The organism is Paenibacillus sp. HGH0039 (assembly GCF_000411255.1).
In the GTDB taxonomy this organism is placed as follows: Bacteria; Bacillota; Bacilli; order Paenibacillales; family NBRC-103111; genus Paenibacillus_F.
Window position 1 is genome coordinate 2,820,195 of the sequence record NZ_KE150412.1, and the last position, 19,402, is coordinate 2,839,596.

Annotated in this window: 18 protein-coding genes; 9 read left to right on the forward strand and 9 right to left on the reverse strand. The window is 54.3% G+C overall.

Going from position 1 to position 19,402, the window contains the following annotated elements; all coding sequences use genetic code 11:
• Positions 1 to 2 precede the first annotated feature (2 nt).
• The 5 genes from HMPREF1207_RS12325 to HMPREF1207_RS12345 form a co-directional block, all read right to left on the reverse strand.
• Entirely contained in the window at positions 3 to 953 is a 951-nt protein-coding gene (locus tag HMPREF1207_RS12325; protein ID WP_009675800.1) for an ABC transporter permease, read from the reverse strand.
• Between the two features lie 58 nt (positions 954 to 1,011).
• Complete coding sequence (locus tag HMPREF1207_RS12330) at positions 1,012 to 2,589, reverse strand: ABC transporter substrate-binding protein (protein ID WP_016423699.1); 1,578 nt, start codon at positions 2,587 to 2,589, stop codon at positions 1,012 to 1,014.
• A 242-nt stretch (positions 2,590 to 2,831) separates the two neighbouring features.
• Positions 2,832 to 3,284 carry a MarR family winged helix-turn-helix transcriptional regulator gene (locus tag HMPREF1207_RS12335; protein WP_009675939.1) on the reverse strand — a complete coding sequence of 151 codons (453 nt, stop codon included), beginning with the start codon at positions 3,282 to 3,284 and terminating at the stop codon, positions 2,832 to 2,834.
• A 169-nt stretch (positions 3,285 to 3,453) separates the two neighbouring features.
• Positions 3,454 to 4,458, reverse strand: coding sequence for a hypothetical protein (locus HMPREF1207_RS12340; RefSeq protein WP_009675802.1), 1,005 nt, complete (start codon positions 4,456 to 4,458; stop codon positions 3,454 to 3,456).
• A 37-nt stretch (positions 4,459 to 4,495) separates the two neighbouring features.
• Complete coding sequence (locus tag HMPREF1207_RS12345; protein ID WP_009675953.1) at positions 4,496 to 5,356, reverse strand: RNA polymerase sigma factor; 861 nt, start codon at positions 5,354 to 5,356, stop codon at positions 4,496 to 4,498.
• A 386-nt stretch (positions 5,357 to 5,742) separates the two neighbouring features.
• Between HMPREF1207_RS12345 and HMPREF1207_RS12350 the strand changes: the two genes are divergently transcribed.
• Both HMPREF1207_RS12350 and HMPREF1207_RS12355 read left to right on the forward strand, forming a co-directional pair.
• Positions 5,743 to 7,311, forward strand: a complete 1,569-nt coding sequence (locus HMPREF1207_RS12350) for a PucR family transcriptional regulator (RefSeq protein ID WP_009675984.1) — start codon at positions 5,743 to 5,745, stop codon at positions 7,309 to 7,311.
• A 15-nt stretch (positions 7,312 to 7,326) separates the two neighbouring features.
• A complete protein-coding gene (locus HMPREF1207_RS12355) occupies positions 7,327 to 8,100 on the forward strand; it encodes an SDR family oxidoreductase (RefSeq protein ID WP_170318704.1) in 774 nt (257 codons plus the stop codon).
• A 120-nt stretch (positions 8,101 to 8,220) separates the two neighbouring features.
• On the opposite strand, the gene HMPREF1207_RS12360 is transcribed toward HMPREF1207_RS12355, so the two are convergent.
• On the reverse strand, positions 8,221 to 9,984 hold the full coding sequence (locus HMPREF1207_RS12360) for a methyl-accepting chemotaxis protein (RefSeq protein WP_009675913.1): 1,764 nt from the start codon (positions 9,982 to 9,984) through the stop codon (positions 8,221 to 8,223).
• A gap of 257 nt (positions 9,985 to 10,241) precedes the next feature.
• Here HMPREF1207_RS12360 and HMPREF1207_RS12365 point away from each other — a divergent pair, with 257 nt between their 5' ends.
• The 6 genes from HMPREF1207_RS12365 (at position 10,242) to HMPREF1207_RS28760 (ending at position 15,790) form a co-directional block, all read left to right on the forward strand.
• Entirely contained in the window at positions 10,242 to 11,396 is a 1,155-nt protein-coding gene (locus HMPREF1207_RS12365) for a YhgE/Pip domain-containing protein (protein ID WP_009675938.1), read from the forward strand.
• Positions 11,397 to 11,481: 85 nt separating this feature from the next.
• On the forward strand, positions 11,482 to 12,012 hold the full coding sequence (locus tag HMPREF1207_RS12370) for a PadR family transcriptional regulator (RefSeq protein WP_009676037.1): 531 nt from the start codon (positions 11,482 to 11,484) through the stop codon (positions 12,010 to 12,012).
• 195 nt (positions 12,013 to 12,207) lie between these two features.
• Positions 12,208 to 13,422 (forward strand): selenium metabolism membrane protein YedE/FdhT, encoded by a 1,215-nt coding sequence (gene yedE / locus HMPREF1207_RS12375; RefSeq protein WP_009675846.1) that lies wholly within the window; start codon positions 12,208 to 12,210, stop codon positions 13,420 to 13,422.
• Positions 13,412 to 13,639 (forward strand): sulfurtransferase-like selenium metabolism protein YedF, encoded by a 228-nt coding sequence (gene yedF, locus HMPREF1207_RS12380; RefSeq protein ID WP_009675875.1) that lies wholly within the window; start codon positions 13,412 to 13,414, stop codon positions 13,637 to 13,639. The genes yedE and yedF overlap by 11 nt, the downstream gene beginning before the upstream one ends.
• Before the next feature lie 163 nt (positions 13,640 to 13,802).
• Positions 13,803 to 15,203: a DUF5050 domain-containing protein gene (locus HMPREF1207_RS12385; protein WP_009675930.1), complete on the forward strand. Its 1,401-nt coding sequence runs from the start codon at positions 13,803 to 13,805 to the stop codon at positions 15,201 to 15,203.
• A gap of 281 nt (positions 15,204 to 15,484) precedes the next feature.
• Positions 15,485 to 15,790, forward strand: coding sequence for a hypothetical protein (locus HMPREF1207_RS28760; RefSeq protein WP_016423702.1), 306 nt, complete (start codon positions 15,485 to 15,487; stop codon positions 15,788 to 15,790).
• 238 nt (positions 15,791 to 16,028) lie between these two features.
• Here HMPREF1207_RS28760 and HMPREF1207_RS12390 read toward each other — a convergent pair whose 3' ends face one another.
• The 3 genes from HMPREF1207_RS12390 to HMPREF1207_RS12400 all read right to left on the reverse strand — a co-directional run bounded on the left by HMPREF1207_RS12390 (position 16,029) and on the right by HMPREF1207_RS12400 (position 17,942).
• Positions 16,029 to 17,048: an NADP-dependent oxidoreductase gene (locus HMPREF1207_RS12390; protein WP_009675974.1), complete on the reverse strand. Its 1,020-nt coding sequence runs from the start codon at positions 17,046 to 17,048 to the stop codon at positions 16,029 to 16,031.
• A 167-nt stretch (positions 17,049 to 17,215) separates the two neighbouring features.
• Positions 17,216 to 17,509 carry an ArsR/SmtB family transcription factor gene (locus tag HMPREF1207_RS12395; protein WP_009675772.1) on the reverse strand — a complete coding sequence of 98 codons (294 nt, stop codon included), beginning with the start codon at positions 17,507 to 17,509 and terminating at the stop codon, positions 17,216 to 17,218.
• Positions 17,510 to 17,540: 31 nt separating this feature from the next.
• On the reverse strand, positions 17,541 to 17,942 hold the full coding sequence (locus tag HMPREF1207_RS12400; RefSeq protein ID WP_009676002.1) for a winged helix-turn-helix transcriptional regulator: 402 nt from the start codon (positions 17,940 to 17,942) through the stop codon (positions 17,541 to 17,543).
• 198 nt (positions 17,943 to 18,140) lie between these two features.
• Between HMPREF1207_RS12400 and HMPREF1207_RS12405 the strand changes: the two genes are divergently transcribed.
• Positions 18,141 to 19,343: an MFS transporter gene (locus HMPREF1207_RS12405; protein WP_009675933.1), complete on the forward strand. Its 1,203-nt coding sequence runs from the start codon at positions 18,141 to 18,143 to the stop codon at positions 19,341 to 19,343.
• The last annotated feature ends 59 nt before the right edge of the window (positions 19,344 to 19,402 follow it).

The following is a 19,402-nucleotide window of genomic DNA, read 5'->3' on the forward strand; positions in this document are numbered from 1 at the left end:
CCTCACCTCATCGTTTTTATTCGGGGATCTACCAGGCCGTACAGCACGTCGGCCAGCAAATTACCGAAAATGAGCAGGAAAGACGACATCATCGTCATGCCCATAATGAGCGGATAATCCAGACCGAAGACCGCGTTGATGCCGAGCGAGCCCATGCCGGGCCATGAGAAAATACTTTCCACAATAAAAGCGCCGGTGATAATCTCCGCAAAGGACAAGCCGAACAGCGTGATCACGGGCAGCAGCACATTCCTCAGAATATGGCGGAAAAGGACCGTACGTCTGGTCGAGCCGTAGGCGTACTGGATCTGGACGTAATCCTCCTCCAACTGGCTGATCGTACTCGACCGGATATAGCGCATAAACACGGAGACATGCGTGATGCACAGGACCAGACAAGGCATGATGCCGTGCTTGATGACATCCCAGGCGGATTGGACACCGATCGTCCGCATCCCCATACTCGGAAGCCAGTGCAGCTTAACGGTGAAGACATAGATCAGAATCAGCGCGAACCATAGTCCCGGCAGGGATATGCCGATGTACGACAGAAGGCTGAGCACACGGTCCACCAGCTTGTTTTTATACACGGCCGAGATCAGTCCCAGCACAACCGCGACAAGCAGCGAGAGCAGGAATGCGGAGCCCATCAGCCCGATTGTTGCGGGAAGGCGTTCCACGATCAGGGTCAGCACGGGCCTGTGATTGTTCAGCGAGTACCCGAAATTGCCCGCCAGCACATTTTTCAGCCAGAGCAAGTACTGAATATAGAGGGGCTGATCAAGCCCCATGTTCTGCCGGATCCGTTCCACATCTTCCGGGCTCATATTCGGCGTTACAAAAGAAAGAACGGGATCTCCGGGCGCCAGCCGGATCAGCGCGAACGAGACAATCGAAATAAAGAGCAGGATAGGTATCAACTGCAGGATGCGGTGCAGCACGTATTTTCCCAAAAGAAATTCCTCCGTCAATGACGCCTGGTTGTCGTCGATTCCGTCCGGACTACCGGCTTCATTTCATGTAGATTTTCGAGTAATCGTCAAACAGCACAACCTGTTTCGGCACAGCCTCTTCGAGACCGCTGAATCTCGCGTCTACCGCCACGATCGACTTGCCGTAAGCGATCGGATACGTCGTGACTTCCTCGGCGGAAAGCTCTTGGATCGACTGGTAGAGCTTCGCGCGTTTGGCGGGATCCGTCTCCACGGCGGCTTTCGTCCACAGCGCGTCGAAGTCGCTATTTTTGTAATGCGAATAATTGTACGATCCGCTGCTGAGATAGAGCGGTTTGTAGGCATCGGGTTCGAAGCCCATGCTGTAGCCGCCGAAGGACATATCGTATTCCTTGTTGTCTTTGTTCAGGGCTTTCTTGCCGAGCGCCGCTCCGTCCAGGGGAATCAGCTCTACCGTGACGCCGATGGCTTTCAGCTTCTGCTGCAAGTAAAGCGACATGTTCTCCTCCGCCTTGCTGCCGTTGAAGTACGCGAAGCGGATTTTCAGCCCTTCGGCTCCGGCCGCTTTAAGCAGTTCCTTCGCTTTTTCAGGGTTATAGTCATACCCCTTCAGATCTTTCTGCTGGTACAAAGTATCCGGCGAAAAAATGGAAGAAGCCGGCTCCGCAAACTCTTGTGACGAAAAACCTGTCGTAATCAGTTCCTTCTTATCGAGGCCGTGCACGATAGCCTGACGGACTTCCTTCTTATTCATAATCTCGATGTTCGTATTGAACACCATCGTCGTGACTCCGCCCGAAGGGAACGTAATGACGTTCGCCTGCCCGGTGCCCTTCACTTTGTTGTAGTCCTGGGGCTCGATCAGCATCATATTGATTTCCCCGTTTTGGAGGGCAAGTACTGCCGCACTGCTGTCCTTGGCCACGCGGTAAGTGATGCTGTCCAGCTTCGCTTTCCCGGCAAAATAAGAGTCGGACCGTTCCAGCGTCACATATTCTCCCGGACGGTACTCCTTGAATTTGAAAGGCCCGGAGCCGACCGGCTGGTTGTTCTTGGAGCTTTTTTCCAGATCGCTTTCTCCGGCGAAAATATGCTTCGGAACGGGGATCAGTTGTACCAGCGCGCCCTCGAATGCGGCCGTTGTCTGCGGAAGCGTGAACTCCACTGTCAGGTCGTCGATTTTCTTCGCCTGGATAGGCTTGCCGTCCAGCACGAACAGGCTGCGGAAATAGCTGTGCTGCTTTTCGTCCAGCACCTGCTCGAAGGAGAACACGACGTCGTCGGCCGTCAGCTTCTGCCCGTCATGCCACGTCAGGCCGCTGCGCAGCTTCAGCACGTATGACTTGAGGTCCGCGGACGGCGTCAGGCTCTCCGCAAGCACGAACGTTTTCTTGCCGTCATTGATGCTGAAAAGCGGCGCAAACAGCGACTTGCCGATCGTAAGGGACATGCGGTCCCCGGCGTAGAGCGGATTGAATGTTTTCGGATCGTCCTTGATCGCCACGATAAGGCTGCCGCCGGTTTTCGAAGCGGACGAGCTCTCCGCCCCTTCCGGGCTTCCCGTTCCGCTGCACGCGCTTGCCGATAGAAGAACGACGGACATGAGGACAGCGGTTAAACTTTTGGACCATTTCATAAAAATCCCTCCTGATAAAGAATGAAATCCCGGAATTCCGGCGAACTTTTTGTTCACATCTAAACCCATCTGTTTAGTCGGATAAACGATAGCGGAACACCCGGCCTAGGTTAATCGAGCAGGTCTCCAGCGCCTTCGATGTCTTCCTTGGCCTTCATGACGCTTGCCGAGCCATTGCCCCAATCCGCAACCCATGCCGCATCTTTGATGTCCACCAGGACATCTTCGGAAGCTTGGGCATCTTATTTCATCTTTTCTTTCAAAACGTTATCCAGCAGCCGTTCCAGCAGGGAAAGTCCCCGGACGATAGCTTCAAGCTCCTCCTGCGACGAGTTTTTAACGAAAAGCTCCTGAAACTCATGCACGTTGGCGATAATATCCTTCATCTTGTCCTCCGCTTCCGGGGACAGTTGAATCTTCACCACACGCTGATCTTCCTTCGTCCTGAAGCGCTCGATCAGGTGCATATTCTCCAACCGCGAACAAATGGCCGAAACATTGCTGTCGACCATATTGAGCGCCGACCCGATATCGCTGACCCGCATGGCCCCTTCCTTATCGAGAAGAAGCAAAATGTTGATCGACGGAGCCGTAAGATTATGCGGAGAATAGTGCTGGTTGACGATTTTAGTGTGTTTCGTATCGATCACCCGCAGCAGCTCGCCCACCTTGACGCAATAATCGGTAAGTTTCATGGCATTCCTTTCCTGCATTTATTTATTACGATAAATATTATAACGATAAGTATATGGCGTCAATGCTTTTTCTTTGGAATCGGGAAATATCTTTTTGAAAATAATCCATCTCAGCCGGAACGGCAAAAAACCGTCCTTTCCCAAGGACGGTTTTCACACGGGGACCCGCTCAGTGCACCCACTTCTCCGAATGATAAGCTTTCATGAAACTCAGCAGCTTTTCCAGTACGGCAATGCCTTTCGTTTCCTCCTCCTTCGCTTTCAGCAGTAAAGTCACGGCACGTCCGGCCGTATCGCCGTCCCTGAGCGCGCCTCCCTGCGGAAACGGAAACATCTCCCGGAGGGAGGAGAACGCGTCCGCTACCGCCCCGTAGTGCGCTGCGGCTTCGGCAGCGGCTTCGCGCACATACCGTTCGACGGAATTACCCGCATTCCATTTAACCGTCAGCTCTCTCAGAAACCGGGCCGCATATTCTCGCGCATCGGCGATGACGGCCGTATTATAAGCATGGCCCAGCTCATCGGCTCTCCTTTCCTTGATCGCGTCGATCCAGCAGTCGTAACCCGCCAGCCCCGTCACAAAGCGGTCTTTGAAAATATGATTCCATTCCCGGCCGCGGGTATGATCGACAATCATATCCAGTGCCATCCGCAGCATTTCGTACTTGGAATGGGGCAGGCTCTCGCTGATGGTCACGAGGAACAGAAGACCGATTTTAGGCTCCCCGAACTTGGCGTAGGTAACGGTTCCTTCCCGCTCCGCATCTTTGGCGTAAAAAAGTTGTTTTTCGTCGTCATAACCGTAAATAAGTCCGAACTCAGGGACAAACAAATCAAATGCGATGGCAGGATACCCTTTATCCACGGATTCCTGAACGAGGGCAATGGTTTGTTCCAGTTTCTCCGGAGTAATCGGAGCCGCAGCCTCTCCCATGGAGCTGATAAACCCTAAATTGCACAAATTCCGGCGGAGAATGTACCCTCCGGGAAATGAAGTGGGCGACTCGATCCCGACTTTAACAGGGTCCATGTTCATACGAAACGCGTGCCCCGTCAATCCCATGACGTCTACAAGAGTAAGATGTTTCTTATCCGTATAGCTCACGGCTCCATGAACGGCCTTCGCGGCCGAGGTCAACGTTTTCGACCAATCCTTCTCGAATGTTTTCGTCATTCCCAACGCCTCCTGCTATTCGTTAACCGATACTCTCTCAGGGAGGGGGAGCCAGTATATGGCGGGCGGGCAATCCAAGCTGCGCACGCTTCCGCACGTAGTCCTGGAGCGAGACACGGATGCGCTCCCTGCGCACCTTGGCGCGGGAACGGGACAGCGAGTTATACACGTTCGCCGTCGCTGTGCCGAGCAGCCGGGCTATTTCCGCAGGCGGCAGCTCGCCGAAGAAATGCGCTTCGAAGATGCCGCGCTCCCGCGGGCTCAGGCCGTGCAGCAGCGACCGCAGGCCTTCCAGCATCGCCTTGCGCATCAGGCTCTCGGCCGGATCGGCGCGGTGCCGCGCTTCCACAGCGGCCGCATTCTCCAGCCGGAACAGGATCGCGTCGACATCGTCCCAGCCGGCACCGGCCGAGGCGGACGAATGGCGGACGGCGGACGGTTCCGGCAAGCTGGAGAAAGGCCGCTCCCGGCCGAAGGGTCCGCCCCGGCGCAGCTTCAACAGCGCCTGATTGCGCACGATCCGGCGCAGCCAGGGGCCGAACTTGCCCGCATCGGCGAGCGTGCCCAAGTGCAGGAAAGCGCGGATAAGCGCATCCTGCACGACATCCTCTGCGAGAGAGTGGTCTTCCACGAGGCGGTTAGCTAGTCCGAGCGCCTGGGCCCTGTGCCTGCGGACAAGCTCGTTGAACGCCTCCTGGTCGCCCCGGCGGGCACGGTCAATCAGCTCGTGCTCTTCCGGCGCCTCCGGTTCCGGCGGTCCTTGATCCGGTACCGGCGTCATCTCCCTGCGCCGGACAAACAAACCCGGTACGGCGTATACAGGGGACATCTCCCGAATCTCCCCCTTGTCCGGCTGTCCGGTTCCCCTTTTGCTTCCCCCGTGTTCCGTTATCTCCATGTCCTTCTCCTTTTCCCGCTCCCCGGAGCACTTCTTCCTTTCCTTTATACAGACACCAAGGCTTTATAAAATCTATCTGGGTTCCAAAGCTTTTTATGAAATTACGTTCGCTGCTAACCTCCCGAATCCCTTCCATTCCGCATCGCCGCCGGATGGCGAAGCAAGCAGCGAGCTTCCGGCGCATACACCCTCACAGGCCATCATGCAGCGAAAAAACGTTTTTTCCTTTGTGCCGCCGCCCTAACACCCCGGACTTTTTTTAGTTTGCGGCCCATACGAAGCGTGAAAAGCCTCTGGTATAGTTAATCGCAAGAGGGCGGACTTCTTGCCTGCATTCCGGAAGATTGTGGTACGATCAAGCCATGATCTATCTGCGAGGTGAGTCGATGACGACGTCTTTTACGGTTAAAAATTTGCTCGATATGCCGCTCTTCCGGGGAGCCGAGGTTTTGGCGGGGGCACAAGGGCTGTCCAACGAAATTTTTTATGTAGACTGCATGGAGACGCCGGATCTCACAGGCTGGCTGCGGCCCAATGAGCTTATCCTGACCACGGGCTACTCCTTCCGGTTCGAACCGTCCATGCTGTGCAGGCTTCTCGATGAAATGCACCGGGTCGGAGGCTCTGCCGTCGGCATCAAAACGAAGCGGTATTTGCAGGAAGTGCATCCCGAAGCGATCGAGCTGAGCAACCGCTACGGCATTCCGCTGTTCGATATTCCGCTGGACGTGCCTTTCATGGACATGACGCGCTCCATTATGGACCAGATTTTGCAGCGGCAGGCTTATCTGCTTAAAGAAGTCCACGAAGTGAACCAGCAGTTCACCGGCATGGTCCTGAACCGCAAATTTTCGGAGCTCGTGATTCTTATCGGGAAGCTGCTGCGCTGTGAAGTGGCCATTCTCAACCGGGAAGGCGAAGTGGAGAGCAGCACAGCGGACTATAACGCGGCAGCCGGTGTGGAAAACCGTCCCGTTTTTACGGGGAACCGGATATTCGGAACGCTTTCGCTTACGCGGAAGTTGGAAGACGGGGACCATTTCGAAAAAATGTGCCTGGATCATGCCGTGATGGCTCTCGCCATCGAATTTACGATCCGGCAGGCCCAGCAGCTTCACCGGTCGCGGGAGCAGGAGCTTTTTGCGGCGGAGCTTCTCTCTGGCGGGGTTTCCCGCCAGGAAGACCTGCTCCGGCACAGGGCCAAGCATCTGGGTATCCCTTACGGCGGCTTCGTTTACGTCATGGCGCTCCGGGCCTCCTGTCCTGCGGATACGGATCCCGAGACGGTTAAGACCCTCCACTCCCGCCTGGCCGAAGAAGTGAACCGCGACAGCGGCGGGCATAGACGGCTGGCCGTCGAGATCAACGACCGCCTGCTCCTTATCTGTGCGGCAGACCGGCCGGAGACCGGGAAGCAGCTGGAAACCGCCCGCAAGTACAAGGCGGAGCTGGAGGCCAGAGCTTCCCGGATCGTTGGGACGGACGCAGCCGCCATGATCGTCCGGTGCGGCATCGGCGCTGTCCGCGGCCAATACGCGGACCTGCACGCGAGCTGCCTGGAAGCCCGGCAGGCGCTGGCTTTCGGAGAGCAGGCGGCGGATCAGCCGGAAGTGCTCCATTTCCATGACAGGCTGGTAGAGCATCTGCTCATGGACGTCGCCGGCCACCCGCTCCTGGAACAGCTTCACGGAGAGCTCATACAGCCGCTGCTGGATTACGACGGCGAAGCCGGGACGGAGCTGCTGCCGACGCTCGAAGCTTACCTGAAGTCGGGCAGCACGAAACAGGTGGCCGAAGAGCTGTTCATCCACCGCAATTCCGTCTTGTACCGGCTGGAGAGAATCCGGGAGCTGCTGCGGACGGATATCCATGATCCGGACATCCGGTTCCGGTTGGATCTGGCGATCCGCTACGGACAATCCCGGAAAATCAAGCGCGTTTGCCCTCAGCTTTAACTACGAAACGAGGAGATGGATGCGATGTCAACGTTAAAAGACCAGCGTGTCGTGATTATCGGAGGAAGCTCCGGAATCGGGCTGGCGGCAGCCCGTCAGGCTGCCGAACAGGGAGCGGAAGTGATTATCGCGGGACGTTCCGCGGAAAGGCTGAAACAGGCCGAAGAAGCGCTCAAGCTTCCAGCGCGCGGCGTGTCGTCGCATGAGGCTATTCAACCGGCCGGGCGTGTGCGGACCTTCCGGCTGAACAACCGGAACGAAGACGAGCTGCAATCGTTCTTCGAACGGGTCGGAGCTTTCGATCATCTGTTCACCCCTGGCGCTTCTTATGTACGGGGACCGATCACCTCGGACGCGGAGACCGCGCACAGCTGCTTCGAGGGAAAATTTTGGCCGCAGTATAACGCCGTCAAATATGCGCTGCCTTATCTGTCCCGCAGCGGCTCCGTCGTGCTGATGTCAGGGGCTTTCAGCCAGCGGCCGCTTGGCGACGGGGCTTCCTATGCCGCCTGCAACGGAGCCATCGAAAGCCTCGGCAAAGCGCTTGCGGTCGAGCTGGCTCCCGTACGCGTCAACGTGGTCTCACCGGGCACAATTGTGACCCATTTCAATTGGGAGGGCGCCTCTCGGGAGAAACGGGAAGAGTCGTACAACGCGTACAACGACATGTGCCTGCTCGGCCGAACCGGAAACGCGGACGAAGTGGCGCACACGGTCGTGTACTTGATGACGAACGGCTACACGACCGGAAGCACTCTTTTCCCGGACGGCGGGTACATCTTACGCTGATGCCGTGAACGATGGGCTGCCGCTCTTCCCTAGCTTCTGCCGGTACGCCAAAAAGCCGCCGGCCGCGGAGATTTCTTCCGAGGCTGACGGCTGTTCTTATTGCGGGCAGGCCGGAACGCTTTAGGAAGCCGCTGCAGCCTGCTCCCCGTGTCCTCGGTAATGAACGTTCGGCTGGCTTGCCGCCCCCGGTTCATCGCCCTCGAATTTGAATTTCTGAATTTCGTCCTGCAGCTCCTTCGCCATGTGGCTGAGCGCGTCGGAAGACGCGGAAATCTCCTCCATGGAAGCGAGCTGCTCCTCACAGACAGCCGCTACGCTCTGGGAATGGCCGGAAATATCCCCAGACAAGCCGGCAAGCTGTTCCTCCGCCTTAAGCAGCTGCTCCGTAGCGGCCGACAATTCTTCGGTTGCGGCCGAGACTTCCTGCACCTGTCCGGTTACGGTCCCGATCGCCCGGTAAATGCCGTTGAACGCTTCACCCGTGCGGTTCATAACACGCGTTCCGGCCTCCACCTCGGCAGATCCCCTGTTCATGGCGGTTACCGATTGGGCAACCGTCTGCACCATCCGCTGAATCCCCTTCGCGATTTGCTCCGAAGCTTCCCCTGTCTGCTCCGCCAGCTTCTTCACTTCTCCCGCCACGACAGCGAAACCTTTGCCGTGTTCTCCGGCCCTCGCGGCCTCGATACTCGCATTAAGCGACAAGAGATTCGTCTGCTGGGCGATATCTTTGATGAAGGCCGTGATCTTCTCAATGTTTCTGGACTGTTCGCCCAGGTCATGAATAACCGCGGCGGATTCTTCTATCGTGGTCCGGATCTGTTTCATCTGGACGACGGTTTCCCCGAGAAGCTTTCTTCCCTCTTCCGCCTGAAGCGCCGCCTGTTCCGATGACTCCACCGTGATCGAAGCCGACTCGGCAATGCGCTGGATACTCTGAGCGCTTTCTTCGATCGCCTGTTTGTTTTCACGCAGCTGGTTCACCTGCCGGTCGGCCGTCCCGGAAATATCCTGCATCGATTCGGCCACCTGCTGCGCGCCCGTGACCGCCTGTTCGGAGCCGTCCGACAACTCCTTGGAAGCGGCAGCCACTTCAACGGCGTTCCGGTTGATTTTGGCGAGCAGCGCCCTCAGGTTCGCTTTCATCTCATTAAAAGCCCCCGCCATTTGACCGATTTCGTCCTTCTGCTTGAGCCGCACATCGTCGCCCGTCAAATCGCCTTCCGCGATCCGCTTGGCCGCTTGGGCCACTAGCGTTACAGGGCGTGCGATCATCCGGGTGATCAGATAAGCGAGCACGACGCCCGCGACAAGCGCCGCAAGAAGCGTGGCCCGTAGAAGCGTCTTGATGTCACTTACCTTCTGTGAAGTCTCCTGCACGGACTGGTTCAGCTGCGACTGCTGAAATTCTTCCAGCTCCGCGGCCGTATCCGCCAGTTGGCGGGCCATGGGCACGCACTTTTCTTCTACCAGCCGGGTGTAGTTCTTGATATCTTCCACCTTTTTGTATGCCGCTATTTCGGCCACGATGCCCGCATACTGTTCTTCCAGACTGCTTAAACGAGCGGCCAGTTCTTTCGACTTGTCCTGATGTATGTTAGCCTGCAGCTTGCTCAAATCCGCTTTAAATGTCTGTCTGTCCTGCTCGTAACTTTTAAAATGTTCATCATTGCCCGTCAGAAGGTAGCCCCGCACGTTTTTGGTTTCTTCGGCCGCGGTTGTTCCCAAGTCCTTGATAATCAGAATTTTCTCTACCCGGTCGTTAATGAGACTCTGATAAACCTTGTTCACCGAAGTAAGTTGGTATAAACCAATGGCCCCAACTACGAAGGTCAGCAGCAATACCGCTGCAAAGCTGAGCGCAAGCTTTTGTTTGAACTTCATAAGATTCCTCATTTTTATGTAGTATTTAGGTCTTAACTCCTATTAAACCTGAAATCGAGGTTTTAAAACATGGGGTTTTCGACTTTCTTTGATAAATTTTTCATAAATTTTGAGTCTTCTGACTTAGTTTCACGATTAGAATCCGTTCATCATTTATTCATTTGACAAGCCGGACTGCCAAGCGTAGAATTACAAAAATAAATTACTCTAATTAGAGTACTTTGATTAGAATATAATTTCTCTAGGAGTGAGAGCACGTGAACGGATTTTTAAATTTTATGAAAAGCAAAGCCGTGATCGGCGGGTTAACGATGATCCTGTTTTACCAGGTCGCGTTTATCGCCATTTTTATGTCCGGATACAGCGCGATTCCCAAGAATATCGACGAGCTTAAGATCGCGATCGTCAACGAAGATACGCAGGCCGGCAAGGAAATCGCCGCCAGCTTGCAGAAAGAGCTGCCCTTCCACATTACTACGGGCGCTTCTTTGGAGCAGGCCCGGGAAGAGCTGAACGACCGCGACGTGCATATGGTCATCCATATCCCCGCGAACTTTACGGAGAAGCTTTCCCAACAGAACGAGAAAGCTCCGATGGATTTTATGATCAACCAGTCTAACCCGGCGACGGTTACCAGTACGATGCAGTCGGTCGTTACGCAAATTACCGGCAGTCTGAACCAGCAGTTCGCCGTACAAAACACCCAGGGCATTTTGCAAAAACTGAACATGCCGGAAGAGCAGGCCAAGCAGCTCGCGGCTGAAATCCCGACTAAGCTTGCGCCTAACATGATCAATATCAATAAAGTGCCTGCAGGGATGCATAACCAGATGGCGCCTTTCTTCCTGTCGATGGTCAGCTATGTGGGAGCCATGGTTTTCTCCATGATGGTTACGGGCGCAACCCGGGCCTATACCCCTATCCTCGGCCGCGCCAAAGCTTTCTGGTACGCACAGGGAGTAAACGCGCTTGTCGCCTTCTTCTCTCCGCTGATCGGCCTGACGATTTACTTCCTGGTTCAAGGCGGTTACGAAGCCAGCGTCTTCTTTCAGGTGTGGCTCGTTCATGCGCTGGAGCTGTTCGCGGCGATCGAATTTATGTCTATTTTCTGCTACCTGCTCAAAGACGCCGCGATTTTCGCGAACCTGACGCTTATGCTGTTCCAGACCATCAGCAGCGGCGCCATCATGACGCAGGATATGATGCCGGCTCTGTTCAGATGGATAAGCCACATCTCCATCATGTACTACACCGTACAAACCGATTTCAGCCTGCTCTTCGGCGGAGGCAAGATCGGGGAAAATCTTCTCGGTCTCGCCGGTATGGCCATTGCGTCGCTTGTGGTCGGACAGTTGGCCTACCTGTTCGTTTCTCCCGGATTCAAGAAAAAAGCGCTGGCGGATGCTTCTTGAGCCCTCTTCGTGTACAATAAGAAGGCTTGGGGGTCCGATGGACCCCCGGTTTTTCAACATGATGGTTCAAAGGGGAGACTTTCCGATGTCACTGCAGATTTTTATTCTGGGAATCTTATGCGAAGGCAATCACCACCCTTACGATATAAAGAAAATGTTCAAGAAGAACAACATAGAGGACGTTCACAAGATCAACGACGGAACCCTCTATTACAATTTTGACGTCCTGTTAAAAAAGGGCTATATCGAAAAACGCGAAGTTATCCGTGAGGACAACCGCCCCGAAAAAACGACCTACGGAATTACACCGAAAGGCCGCGAGTTTCTGGAGCAGGAAATCTATGCGAGCTTCCGGAATTTCACCGGAGTCGAATCGCTCTATTCGTCTACCCTTTTTCTGCGGCATGCCGATAAGAACAAGCTTATTTTTCTGATCGAGGAAGTTATAGACAAGATGAGGAACCGAAGCGAGCAGCAGAATCAGGAGTGGGAGTCCTTCAAGAACAAAACGCCGCCGAGCGTTCATCTCATTCAGGACTATATCCATAACCGGATGAAGCTGGAGTCGGAATGGCTTGTGAAGCTGCTTGACTTCGTTAAAAACGGAAGCCTATAACGGGTTCCCCTCATGGAACGGATAAAGTCACAATTCGGATCAGGTGCAAAAGAAACTTTTGCCCTGATTTTTTGTTTTGTCTGGAATTTTTTATAAAGCGGGTTCCCCCATTGTTTCGGAGGTTGTAGTAGAATGGGTGGAGTAGAATGAAGAATGGATAAGATTGACTACTTAGAGTTAGGGGCTAGAAGAAGTATGCAGGGGACCATCAAGAAAATTTTCACTCACTACTGGAGTCCTTATATCGCCATGGGTTTGGCCGGCGTGTTAAGCGCTCTGTACTTCGGCATCACGAAAACCGTCTGGGCGGTAACCGGGGAATTCACCCGTCTGGGCGGGCACATTCTCCAGCTCTTCGGCGTGGATGTGTCAGACTGGGCTTATTTCAAACTGGTCGGCATGAACGGCACTACGCTGACCCGCACCGACGGATGGATCGTCTGGGGGATGTTTATCGGCGCCCTCGTTATGATTCTGCTCAGCAACAATTTTAAAATCCGCATTCCGAAGCAAAAACGCCGGCTTGTGCAGGGGTTCGCCGGAGGGATTATCGCCGGATTCGGCGCAAGACTGGCCCTGGGGTGCAACCTGGCCGCCTTCTTCACGGGCGTGCCGCAATTCTCGCTGCACTCCTGGATCTTCATCGCGGCTACCGCGATCGGCACTTATCTCGGCGTGAAGGTCGTGAACACGGCCTGGTGGAAAGGCAAGCCCGTGCTGAGCAAGGGCAATACGGCCGCTTCTCCTTCAGCCGTGAAGAAACGGATCGTACAGCCCTACGTGGGGGCGGGGATTGCCCTCGCTTACGCGGCGCTGATCGTTTATTTCTTCGCCTCGGGCAAAACCATGCTGGGCGCCGCCGCGATTTTCGGCGCAGCCTTCGGCATTCTGATCGAGCGCGGGCAGATCTGCTTCACCTCGGCGTTCCGGGATCTCTGGATCAGCGGCCGCGCCGCCATGACCAAGGCCATTACCGCAGGCATGGCGATAAGCTCCGTGGCCACGCTGATCATCATCCTCGTGTACGGGCTGGAGCCCATCACCAAAATCGCCGCACCCAGCACACTGGTCGGCGGAATTTTGTTCGGCCTCGGCATCGTGCTTGCGGGGGGCTGCGAAACCGGCATGATGTACCGGCTGATGGAAGGCCAGGTCGTCTTTCTGCCGGTCTTTATCGGCAACATTATCGGAGCGACCGCACTCGCTTACGCTTGGGATCATCTCGGCGTCTTCAACCTGCTCGCCAAGAGCGGCTCGAAGATTAACCTCATCCCGCTGATGGGCCCTTACGGCGCCCTGTTCGCTACGCTCGCGCTGCTGGCCGCCGGATTTGCCGTGGCGGCTTATTGGCAGAAAAACTACCGGTTCGGAACCGGATTCAAGAAAGGGGACACGACTCATGTCCGTTGATTACACACTCGATATCAGAGGCGAATCCTGCCCATATCCCGTTATTTATACGCTGGAAACCCTTCGCGATATGAAAAAAGGACAGCTCCTGCAGGTGATTGCAGACTGCCCGGCCGCTTTCCGCAACGTACCGGAAGAAGTGGTGAAGCACGGCTATACGATGGCTCAGGAGCCGGTTAGAGACGGCCAGGAGTTTACCCTGTATATCCGGGCCTAGAGAACAGGTCTGCAAGAATCGCCCCCATCGTCCGATATAAGAACTATCTTCTTTGGAAAGGTCGGTTGCATCCAGAATGAACGTATTCTTCTCTTCAGGCTTACATACCAGGAACAGCAAAAACGGTAATTCTTCACGCTTCAAAAGTAAAACAGGACGGCTCTTGCGCCTTGTTCCCGCGCTGATCGGGCTTACTCTGTTCGACTGCTTCACAGGGGTTTCCTCCGCATCGGCATCGCCGGGACAGGATGTGTCGATCGTCGTCAACGGCGCGGAACTGTTCCCGGATTCCCGCGCCTATATTCAAACGGAGTCCGGCTTGACTTACGTCCCGCTGAGGTCGCTGTCAGAGGCGTTTGGCACGGAAGTCGAGTGGTCCCAATCGACGAAGACCGCCACCGTGCGCAAAGGCGCCACCCTTATCGACCTGACGGTCGGGAGCACTCTGGCGCACATTGACGGGCGCGAGGCCGTGCTGGAGTCCTCCGCGGAGCAAGAAAACGGCCGGGTCATGGTGCCTGTCCGTTTCATTGCCGAGGCACTCGGCATTGCGATCGCTTGGAATGCCGATACACATACGGTAACCCTGGGCGATACGCCGGCACCTGCCTCCGTGTTTGCTCCAGGGGAAGGAAACGACGTCCAGAACATTCTGAATCAAGCATTCGTCACCCAATCGAACGGGTGGGTGTATTATCAGAATGTGGGCGATGAAAGCAAGCTGTACCGGATGAAAGAAGACGGGTCCGAGTCTGTAAAAATTTCGGACGACCCCGCCGCTCAGATCCAAGTGACCGGGGGCTGGGTATACTATCGGCTTCTTACTCAGGGAGAACGGACCGACGCGGGAGAAGTGTACCGGATTCGGCCCGACGGCAGCGAACGCACGAAGCTCAGCAAAGAAAAAGCCGGACAAGTCTATGTAACCGGGGACTGGATTTACTATAACGTTACGGCGGGTTTCGGCTCAGGCCCTCTTTTCAAGATGAAGCTTGACGGAAGCGGCAAACAAGAGCTTTCGCAAAAAGATGAAGATGTGATGGATTTCGTCCCTTATCAAGGACACATTTATTACAAGCGAAGCATCGGAGGTCTTTATTCCATTGACCTTAACGGCCGAAACCGCAAAACCTACACCAAGGAATTCGTCCATGAACTGCGCGCGGCCAACGGCTTTATCTACTACCATAAGGACGCTAACCAGCTGCTGAAAATGTCCGTACAGACCGGCGAGGAGTCTGTGGCCGTGGACAACGTGCCCTTAAGCCGTTATTATGTAGGGCCCGACTATCTCGTTCTGGAAAAGGCGCTGAGCTTCCTGAACCGGAAAGTCTACCTGACCGATCTGCAAGGCGGCGGGGAAAAGCTCCGGATAGACAACACTCTTGTTCAGCTAAATGTTATCGGAGATTGGATCTATTTCATGACTTATGAAACAAAGAGTTCCGAAACGCACCGTTACGCAGATATCGTTTTTTCTCTCGGCCGTGTTAAGAAAGACGGCTCACAGCGTGAAATCATCACGTCCAAAACGAGCAATCCGTTCCCTAACGAGCGGCTGTAAGCCCACAAAAACTCAAAACCTCCGGAACCGCAGCTTGCGGGACTGGAGGTTTTTCCTTTATCCGTTTACGCCTTGCGCTTTAGGACACTTTTGTTAGGAGAAAACGTATCGAAGTTCCCTTGTCCGTGATAGGGGAGGGCTATATAAAATGTCTAGTTTTGGCGGGAAATTAATCAAAAAAATTAAAAGAGTCCTATTCAATTTGTGTTAATATAAAATGGAATAAAAAGGTGGGTTTTGATAATTTTAAAATTTCAAGCCGTCTAATGAGGAGGGACATATTGACTTCTAAAAAGAGGATCTTCGGAGTGTTGTCAACCATTCTTAGTATTGCAGGAACATTGATGCTTATTATCAGTTACTCCATTTCAACTAATCCTACTTCCAGTGAATTAGTTATAATTAAATCATTATTTTTTTCAGCACTAGGTTCTTTGGTTATTAGCATTGTTTTAGGTTTTATAGGAATTTTAACAGGTGAGAGAGGATTCTTAATATTCACTGGAATCTTAATTGTTTTTGTTATGGTTGTAGGATTACTAGTAGTTTTTTTAAGTATGGCTTTTTTAGGATTTAGAGAACCATAAGTACTTTCTGTAGATCAAGCTAGGTCGTGGACTCCCAGGATTGTCCGGTATGGAAAAACGTCCGCTGTCGTGTGACCAATTCCTCGTATGCTGCCATCTTGAACACTTCCTTTTCTATATTTCCGTCTAACGAGAGAAGGAGGACACATAGTCCCCCTCCATCCGTCACTTAACCTTTATTTCATGCAACATGTTCGTTAGCTCTGCTTCCATCTCGCTGCGCGGCCGCCGATCTCGGTTACTCTCCGTCCGCCTCGCTTACTTTTACAAGCATTTTTCCCAGATTGGTTCCTTTAAAAAGTTCCAGGAACGCTTTAGGAACGTTGTCGAAGCCTTCCACAATCGTTTCTTCGTACTTCAGCTTGCCTTCCGACAGCCACTTGCCCAGATCAGCTCCGGCTTCATGAAAACGGGCGGCGTAATCGCTCAGAACAAAGCCCTGGATCAGAGAGCGGGTCTTGATCAGTTGAGGCTGAATCCGGGGACCCAGGTCGCCGTCCGTGCTGTTGTAGGAGGAGATAGCGCCGCAAAGCGGGATGCGAGCATGGTCGTTCAGCTGTTTCATCACGGCATCCGAAATTCGTCCGCCCACGTTGTCGTAGTAAACGTCGACTCCGTCTGGACAAGCTTTTGCGATCGCTTCATCCAGGTTATCCGCCGTTTTATAGTTAACCGCGGCATCGAAGCCGAGCTCCTTCTCCAGGTAGGCGGTTTTCTCGTCCGAGCCCGCGATACCGACGACGCGCGCTCCTTTCAGCTTCGCGATCTGCCCGACCATCATGCCCACGGCTCCGGCCGCGCCGGACACGACGACAGTCTCGCCTTCTTTCGGCTTGCCGATATCCAGCAGACCGAAGTAGGCCGTCATACCCGTTAGTCCGAGTACGCTCAAATAAGCGGACAGCGGGGCGAGGTTTTCGTCCACTTTGCGGACGGCGGAAGCGTCTACCGTGTTGTACAGCTGCCAGCCCAGCATCCCCAGCACTTTGTCCCCGGTTTCGAACTGCTCCGAACGGGACGATACGACCTCTCCGACAATCCCGCCGCTAATCGGCTCGTTCAGCTTGTAAGGCGGCACATAAGATTTGGAGTCGTTCATTCTGCCTCTCATATACGGGTCCACGGACAAGTACAGCGAACGCACGACAACCTGGCCCTCGGCAGGATCGGATACGGGAACTTCCCTGAATTCGAAATGATCAACGGTCGGCATCCCCTCGGGACGCGAACGGAGTACGATTTGTTTATTCATCGGCACATGAATTCACTCATTTCTCATTAGTTTTATTGAACAATGGTTAATAAAAAATAAGACTATCGCACAAACTAGCTGCACCAAATCGGGCGTGACCTGCTTTTTACCCGATTTTGATAGTTTTAAAACTTTAAAACTATTGGGCCAAAAAATACAGGCTTCCCGACAATTTATAAACTGTCCAAGAAACCCGGCAAAAACTGATGAAACACGTCTCTCCGCAGTTCGCTCGTTTTATTCTGGCCGCTGCGGATCACTTTTATGAGGCCGGCTTCGTACAAAATCTTCAGATGATACGATACGTTCGATTTGTCCATGCCTACGGACTCGCCAATTTCCCCGCACGTATTGCTGCGGTCATGACGATGAAGATACCGGATCATTTCGATTCGCTTCACTTCGGCCAACGCCTTAAAAATCTTGACCCGCCGCTCGTCTTCCACAGTTAATTGTTCGATAGTCATAGAACTATTTTAGACTTCCTCCTATGTTATGTCAACTTGCCGGCGACTCTTCTTCCTTATCAAAGGTTTTCTCGTTTAAAAAGCTGTCTTCCAGGACGGCGGACTTGTCCCCGTATACTTTAATAATATGTTTCTCGCCCCACGCGCATAGAGAATCAAGGATTTTTTGCAGCCCCCACCCGTATTCGCTAAGCTCGTAATCCACGCGAGGCGGAATTTCCTGGTGGATCGTTCTTTTGATAACTCCGTCTTCCTCCAGCTCTCGCAGCTGCTGGGTGAGCATTTTTTGCGTAATCGCCGGCATAAGGCGCTTCAGCTCGCTGGTTCGCTTTTTCCCGTGCGTCAGATGGCAAAGGATCACACACTTCCATTTTCCCCCGATAATCTCCAAAGTCGCTTCAACCGGTATATTGTATTTCTTCTTTGTCGTCATGTTACGGACCTCCCTTTATAGGTTTCCCCAAAGATACTACGGTACTCCGAGGTACCTATGATACTTAAAAGTACGTTCTTTTCATGCAAGACTCTATCCCCCATAATAGCATTCACCGGCCGGTATGCACCATACCGTTCGTTCAAATCACAGACTTCCAATTATACCCGGAATTCTGAACCGATAGGAGAGGGAACCATGATTGCCGATTCACATAAAAGCACGCTCGCTCTACTGGCCCTGGCCATTAGCGCATTTGCCATAGGCACCACCGAGTTTATCAGCGTAGGGCTGCTGCCTCTGATTGCGGAGGACTTGCAGACCTCCTTAACGACAGCGGGACTTACCGTCTCCATGTATGCGCTCGGAGTCACGCTCGGCGCCCCGATACTGACTTCCCTGACCTCCACGATGACGCGGAAAACGCTGCTCCTGTGGATTATGGTCGTCTTCATCATCGGCAACAGCCTGGCGGCCGGCGCGACGACCATAGGCGTCCTGCTCGCCGCCCGCATTGTCTCTTCGCTGGCCCACGGGGTTTTCATGTCTATCGGCTCGACGATTGCGGCCGATCTCGTCCCCCAACACCGCCGCGCCAGCGCGATTTCCATCATGTTCACGGGGCTGACCGTGGCGACCATCACCGGCGTGCCGATCGGCACCTTCATCGGCCAGCAGTGGGGATGGCGGCTCGCTTTTGCGGCCATCGTCGTTGTGGGCGTCGTCGCCTTCATCGCGAACAGCGTGCTCATCCCTTCCACACTGCCGAAGGGAGTCCGCACCACGTTCCGCGATCAGCTGAAGCTCGTGACGAACGGCAGGCTGCTCCTGATGTTCGTCATTACGGCGCTGGGCTACGGCGGCACCTTCGTCGTGTTCACGTTCCTGTCTCCGCTGCTTCATACCGTCACCGGCTTCGCGGAGAATACCGTCACCCTGCTGCTCCTCGTTTACGGAGTCGCCATTGCCGTAGGCAACGTGATCGGCGGCAAAGCCGCGAACCGCAAGCCTCTGCCTGCCCTGCTTGTCACGTTCCTTCTGCAGGCGGTTGTCCTGTTCGCGCTTGCTTTCACGGCCCCGTACAAGGCAGCCGGACTGATCACCGTCATTCTGATGGGGCTGTTCGCCTTTATGAGCGTGGCCGGGCTTCAAGTCTTCGTGCTGACGCTCGCCAAACGCTATGTTCCCGCAGCAGTTGATGTCGCATCCGCGATCAATATCGCGGCGTTCAATGCCGGGATCGCCATCGGCGCTTACCTGGGCGGGATCGTCACCGAACGGATGGGCTTGATCCATACCACCTGGGTGGGCGGCATCATGGTCGTGGCCGCCGTTGTTCTGACCGGCTGGAGCTTGCTGCTTGAAGGCAGGAATGCTCTTCGGGAAAATGCTTTGAGTTAAATACTTCCCCACTCCAGGCTCCAGGCGATTAGAGTCAATCTCTCCCCGAAGCCCGGCCT

Excerpts from the sequence above, each read along its gene's own strand:
- HMPREF1207_RS12395 (WP_009675772.1), bottom strand. The coding sequence starts at position 17,509 with ATGACTATCGAACAATTAACTGTGGAAGACGAGCGGCGGGTCAAGATT.
- HMPREF1207_RS12330 (WP_016423699.1), bottom strand. The coding sequence starts at position 2,589 with ATGAAATGGTCCAAAAGTTTAACCGCTGTCCTCATGTCCGTCGTTCTT.
- HMPREF1207_RS12340 (WP_009675802.1), bottom strand. The coding sequence starts at position 4,458 with ATGACGAAAACATTCGAGAAGGATTGGTCGAAAACGTTGACCTCGGCC.
- yedF (WP_009675875.1), top strand. The coding sequence starts at position 13,412 with ATGTCCGTTGATTACACACTCGATATCAGAGGCGAATCCTGCCCATAT.
- yedE (WP_009675846.1), top strand. The coding sequence starts at position 12,208 with ATGCAGGGGACCATCAAGAAAATTTTCACTCACTACTGGAGTCCTTAT.
- HMPREF1207_RS12350 (WP_009675984.1), top strand. The coding sequence starts at position 5,743 with ATGACGACGTCTTTTACGGTTAAAAATTTGCTCGATATGCCGCTCTTC.
- HMPREF1207_RS12400 (WP_009676002.1), bottom strand. The coding sequence starts at position 17,942 with ATGACGACAAAGAAGAAATACAATATACCGGTTGAAGCGACTTTGGAG.
- HMPREF1207_RS12405 (WP_009675933.1), top strand. The coding sequence starts at position 18,141 with ATGATTGCCGATTCACATAAAAGCACGCTCGCTCTACTGGCCCTGGCC.
- HMPREF1207_RS12345 (WP_009675953.1), bottom strand. The coding sequence starts at position 5,356 with ATGGAGATAACGGAACACGGGGGAAGCAAAAGGGGAACCGGACAGCCG.
- HMPREF1207_RS12355 (WP_170318704.1), top strand. The coding sequence starts at position 7,327 with ATGGATGCGATGTCAACGTTAAAAGACCAGCGTGTCGTGATTATCGGA.
- HMPREF1207_RS12370 (WP_009676037.1), top strand. The coding sequence starts at position 11,482 with ATGTCACTGCAGATTTTTATTCTGGGAATCTTATGCGAAGGCAATCAC.
- HMPREF1207_RS12335 (WP_009675939.1), bottom strand. The coding sequence starts at position 3,284 with ATGAAACTTACCGATTATTGCGTCAAGGTGGGCGAGCTGCTGCGGGTG.
- HMPREF1207_RS12360 (WP_009675913.1), bottom strand. The coding sequence starts at position 9,984 with ATGAAGTTCAAACAAAAGCTTGCGCTCAGCTTTGCAGCGGTATTGCTG.